This is a genomic window from Spirosoma arcticum, assembly GCF_054779955.1.
Genome location: NZ_BAAGXG010000044.1, coordinates 1 through 4,097 on the forward strand (window position 1 = coordinate 1; position 4,097 = coordinate 4,097).

The 4,097-nt window shown below is 40.4% G+C and carries 5 protein-coding genes; all 5 read left to right on the forward strand.

The window, feature by feature from the left end; genetic code table 11:
- On the forward strand, positions 1 to 383 hold a 383-nt coding region (locus ACYVHB_RS32640; RefSeq protein ID WP_461056243.1), incomplete at its 5' end, for a YybH family protein.
- A gap of 47 nt (positions 384 to 430) precedes the next feature.
- Entirely contained in the window at positions 431 to 1,384 is a 954-nt protein-coding gene (locus ACYVHB_RS32645) for an alpha/beta fold hydrolase (RefSeq protein WP_461056245.1), read from the forward strand.
- 66 nt (positions 1,385 to 1,450) lie between these two features.
- Positions 1,451 to 1,996, forward strand: a complete 546-nt coding sequence (locus ACYVHB_RS32650; protein ID WP_461056247.1) for a dihydrofolate reductase family protein — start codon at positions 1,451 to 1,453, stop codon at positions 1,994 to 1,996.
- A 55-nt stretch (positions 1,997 to 2,051) separates the two neighbouring features.
- Positions 2,052 to 3,230, forward strand: coding sequence for an amidase (locus ACYVHB_RS32655; protein ID WP_461056249.1), 1,179 nt, complete (start codon positions 2,052 to 2,054; stop codon positions 3,228 to 3,230).
- A gap of 199 nt (positions 3,231 to 3,429) precedes the next feature.
- Positions 3,430 to 3,915, forward strand: coding sequence for a VOC family protein (locus tag ACYVHB_RS32660; protein WP_461056251.1), 486 nt, complete (start codon positions 3,430 to 3,432; stop codon positions 3,913 to 3,915).
- Positions 3,916 to 4,097 lie beyond the last annotated feature (182 nt).

Below are 4,097 nucleotides of genomic sequence, written 5' to 3' on the forward strand. Positions count from 1 at the left end.
TTGAGGCAATCCGCGCCAGAGACATTGACAAGCTGGTGCCCAACTACGCACCAGCCATTGTATCGTTCGATGTCGTTGGTCAATTGCAATACATTGGTTTAGAAGCCATTAGAAAACGAATGACCGACTGGTTCTCTTCATTTGACGGGCCAATTGGCTTCGAGATCAGCGATTTGAGTGTCAATGTGACTGCTGATATGGCCTTTTGCCACCGGCTTAATCACGTCAGTGCTACCAAAAAAGACGGTGGAAAATTGGATATGCGGTGGCGGGAGACGGCTTGCTATCGCAAGCTTGACGGTCAGTGGCTCATCACGCATCAGCACAGTTCGGTACCTTTTGATCACGAAAGCGGGCAGGCATCACTTGGTCTTAAGCCGTAAAAAAATGAAGTGACAAATTCTTCACAGACGTAACAAAACGACACGATATGAACAAGCACTGTATAGCAAAACTCTGTCTTGTCCTTGTTGTAGCCATAATGGCATTCTGCCAACCTCAACAAAAAGAAGACCAGGCAACCGCTCGGCGGTCCGATTCAGCCGCACCAAAAGACACAGTTATGAGCCAAAACACAAAGCCGACAAAAAGTGGCTATGCAGCTGTGAATGGATTAAAAATCTACTATGAAGTGTGCGGTAAAGGCAAACCACTTGTATTGTTGCATGGCTCTTTTATGACCATTCCCTTAAACTGGTCGCAAATCATCCCTCTTTTTGCCAAAGACCGGCAAGTAATAGTTGCCGAAATGCAAGGCCATGGCCGCACAAAGGATATTGCCCGGAAACTTAGTTACGAAGGAATGGCCGACGATGTATCCGGTCTGCTTACCCACCTCAAAATAGACAGTGCAGACATTTTAGGATATAGTATGGGAGGTGGAGTAGCCTTTCAGATAGCTGTGCGCCACCCACAGCAGGTACGCAGGCTCGTGGTGTTGTCCGCTCCCTATACGCATGACGGGTGGTGGCCCGACGTAGAGGCCAGTTTTGCTACGTTCACCGCAGATATGCTGAAAGGCTCGTCTATACAAAAACAATACGATAGTCTTGGGAACGACCCGGCCCATTTTCCGGAATTTGTGAAGAAGGTTATCAATATAGACCTGAAGCCTTATGATTGGGCTAAGGATGTAAAAAATATAAAGGCTCCGCTATTCATGGCTATTGGCGATGCCGACGGAGTGCAATACGAACACGCACTGGAATTGTTTCGAGCCAAAGGCGGTGGAAAAATGGGCGATATACACGGGTTGCCCAAATCCCGGCTGGCCATTATACCGGGGACAACGCATATTGGCATGATGCAACGAACAGATTGGCTAATACCGATGATCACCGATTTTTTAGATTCGGATTTGAATGAAGTGCCGCCTACGTTATAAAATACCCCTCCGATACGCTATTTTCTAAAACAAAACCATGCTAAAATGCGAATACTAAAACTTCAAATGAGCATTACCCTTGACGGGTTTGTGGCCGGACCTAATGGAGAAGCGGATTGGCTGACATCAGATGATAAACTGATGGAATTGGTTCATTCAATTGCAGCTTCAGCCGATACACTTTTAATGGGAAGGAAAATGACTGCTGAGTTTATTCCATACTGGGAAAACGTTGTAAATAACCAGCCGGAAAGTCGGGATTATGCTTTCGCTAAAACACTGATGGACATAACAAAAATTGTGTTCAGCAAAGCAGTTAGCCGTATAGCGGGGGAAAATGTAACTGTAGAGGATGGCGACCTGGTGAATGTGGTAAACAAATTAAAAGTCCAACCAGGAAAAGACATTCTCGTTTACGGCGGAGCGGGTTTTGTCTCCTCTTTAATAAAAGAAAATCTTGTTGATGAATTTCATCTTGTTGTAAACCCGGTTATTATAAACAAAGGGTTGAGAATATTTGAGTTGTTAGGAGAAAGGCAAACCCTTAAATTAGAAAGCGCAACTAAATTTGACTGTGGTGTAGCGGTTTTGGTTTATAAAAAACAAAGTTGAATAAAAACGGGGCATATCCGAAAAGCTTTACGAGTAGGAAAACAAAAATAAAATTATGGATAATCTAAAAAATAAAAGCATTGCTGAAATAAGCGAATTAATTCGCTCAAAACAATTATCACCAGTTGATCTCGTGAATAATTGTCTTGCTAAAATAAAGGATTTGCATCCAACACTAAATGCTTTCATCACTGTTTTGCATGACGAAGCAATAGAATCAGCAACTGTTGCGGAAAAGGAAATCAGTAAGGGAAACTGGAAAGGCGTTTTGCATGGAATTCCAATAGCTGTAAAAGATTTTTATGATACTGCTGGCATTAGAACAACAGCAGGGTTTGAAAAATTTAAAGACCGTATTCCCGAAAAAGATGCAGCTGTAGTTAAATTATTGAAAGAAAGCGGAGCGATACTAATTGGTAAAACCAACATGCATAAATTAGGAATGGGAACAACCTCGATCGATAGTTATTTTGGAAGTGTACACAACCCGATTAATCCGGAATATGTTGCAGGTGGTTCATCGGGGGGGTCGGCAGTGGCAGTAGCTACGGGAATGTGTTTTGCAACAGTTGACACTGATGCCGTTGGTTCTTGCCGCATTCCTGCGGCTTGTTGTGGTGTAATGGGTTTTAAAGCAAGCAACGGTTTAATAAACATGCAAGGGATTCTTGCGGGAGAAAAAACAGATGAAGCCATCGTTCAATTTTCTGCTGCAGGTATAACAACACGTAATGTTGAGGATACTGAAATAATATTAAACGTATTAACTAACAACCAAACAAAAAGGAACAACCCCAATATTGCTTTAAAATTTGGTATAGTGCAAAACTTCAGTGGTAATGAAGAAATTAAAAAATCATTTCTTAAAGTATCAGAAAAACTTAAAGAATCAGGACATGAAATAATGCCCATAGAAATTCCTTTTGATAAAGCACAATTCAATATAGAAAATTTAAAAAAAGACCGTGAAGCTGTAAATAAATTATTATTTACTAATGTGGATTTGCTTTTGCTTCCCACACTTAATGATTATGTACCCACAATAGAAGATGCGAAGAAAAAAGGAGACCAGGCTATCGCTCCTGCCAATACATTTTTCTGTAATTACTTTGGTTTGCCTGCTATAAGCATTCCATATGGAAAAGATACAAAAGACTTTCCTTTAGCATTTCAGGTTATAGGAAAGCCAATGCACGATTATGAAGTGCTTGACTTTGCAAAAAAGTTTGAGTGATTACCAAGAAAATAATTTTTGACAAATCTCCCATAACGATACCACGAACGCACAACATTAGGTTTTCGCAATTGGGGATGACTGGAAATCGCTTCACTTTTTGATAAGTAAATAATAAAGTGGAGACCATCAACCACTAAAAAAACGGGGCGTATCCAAAAAGCCTTACGAGTAGGGATAAAATTTCAAAACAATAATTATGAATTTGAACTTAAATCTTGCTCAAATCGCTTGGGTCGTAAACGATATTACGATTACAGAAAGATTTTTTAAGGACACGCTGGGCATAAGTAAATTTAGTAAAGTTGAGGTCAGTCGTGCCAAAGACTATGAAGGCACTTATTACGGAAAGCCGTCAAATGCCGAGAATCTCGTTTCAGTTGCTTATCCGGGTGGGGTATTTATTGAACTTATTCAGCCTATTTCAGGAAATAGTATTTTTCAGGATTATCTTGATAAAAATCCTGCGGGAGGCATGCAACACGTTGCATACAAGATATCCGTTGCTGAACTTGATAACGTAATTTCCGAATATGAGGATAAAGGTTTACCCGTAATATCAAGATTCGATACGCCCATTGCTATCATTGTTTTCTTTGATACCTACAAAGAGATTGGCGTTATGACCGAAATAATGGGTATCACTAAAGAAGGCGAAGGGGAAATTCAAAAAATGAAAAAATAAACGAATTAATATTAAACCGAATTTGAAAATTTTCTTAAATTAAAACATCATGAACACAAGAAAAGTAATCTTTCAAATCGGGGTATCGCTCGACGGCTTTATACAAGGCCCAAACGGCGATTTGGAGTGGATGTTTATCAACGATGAACTCTGGCAGAACATTGACGAACTGCTCGCTACGA

Coding starts and splice junctions, on each gene's coding strand:
- ACYVHB_RS32660 (WP_461056251.1), top strand. CDS start 3,430: ATGAATTTGAACTTAAATCTTGCTCAAATCGCTTGGGTCGTAAACGAT.
- ACYVHB_RS32650 (WP_461056247.1), top strand. CDS start 1,451: ATGAGCATTACCCTTGACGGGTTTGTGGCCGGACCTAATGGAGAAGCG.
- ACYVHB_RS32645 (WP_461056245.1), top strand. CDS start 431: ATGAACAAGCACTGTATAGCAAAACTCTGTCTTGTCCTTGTTGTAGCC.
- ACYVHB_RS32655 (WP_461056249.1), top strand. CDS start 2,052: ATGGATAATCTAAAAAATAAAAGCATTGCTGAAATAAGCGAATTAATT.